General features: G+C 67.4%; 1 protein-coding gene. It reads left to right on the forward strand.

Features of this window, described 5'->3' with window-relative positions; genetic code table 11:
* Positions 1-816 precede the first annotated feature (816 nt).
* A partial coding sequence (locus ACWDKQ_RS36395) for a hypothetical protein (RefSeq protein WP_450143277.1) occupies positions 817-1,042 on the forward strand: 226 nt, incomplete at its 3' end.

A 1,042-nucleotide genomic window follows, 5' to 3' on the forward strand; every position in this document is an offset into this window, starting at 1 on the left:
ACCGCCCGGCCGCGGGTGCGTGGTGGTGAGGGTGTGCCGTCGTCTGTGGGGGGCATGGGGCAGCGCGGGCTGCGGGGCGGCAGGCCCCCGCAGCGGGGGCCGGGGGAGACGTATCCGGGTGAGTCGCAGGCCGGACCATCCACCGCCCACCCGGCGTCGGGCGCGGATACCCCGGTGGCATCCGGACCGCAGGATGCCGCGCCCGCGAAGGGAAAGCGGGTTCGGCGGCGTGGGATACCTCGGAAGGAGGTGGCGGAGTGGGTCGCCCAGGCTCAAGCGGCGGGGCACACGACCGCCAAGGACGGAATGACATTCCTGCATGAACACAACGCCGGGGTTGACAACGGGGTTTGGAGGGCTGCGTGGCGTGCTGCGTCCGGGAAGGAGAAGCGGCGGCATGGGATACCTCGGGAGGAGTTGGCGGGGTGGGTCGCCGGGGCTCAAGCGGCGGGGTACACGACCGCCACGGCAGGAATGCAATTCCTGCATGAACACAAGGTCGGGGTTGACGGCAGGGTTTGGAGGGATGCGTGGCGTGCTGAGTCCGGGAAGGGGAAGCGGGTTCGGCGGCGTGGGATACCTCGGGAGCAGTTGGCGGGGTGGGTTGCCGGGGCTAAAGCGGCGGGGCACACGACCGCCCAGGACGGAATGCAATTCCTGTATGAACACCACGTCGGGGTTGCCATCGGGGTTTGGCGGGATGCGTGGCGTGCTGCGTCCGGGAAGGGAAAGCGGCGGCGTGGGATACCTCGGGAGGAGTTGGCGGGGTGGGTTGCCCGGGCTAAAGCGGCGGGGCACACGACCGCAAAGGACGGAATGACCTTCCTGCATGAACACAACGTCGGGGTTGCCATCGGGGTTTGGCAGGCTGTGTGGCGTGTTGTTTCTGGGGCTGATGCTGCTGGTTTTGGTGTGACGACGGATCAGTTGTCGGTTTTGCATGAGCGGGGGCTGGTTCCTGTTTATGTCGAGGCTGGGGGTGACTCTTTTTTTGCTGCGGCGCTGGATTCGATTCCTGGTCTGCGGGACAGGTTTGCGTCGG

It is taken from the genome of Saccharopolyspora sp. NPDC000995, from assembly GCF_053599315.1.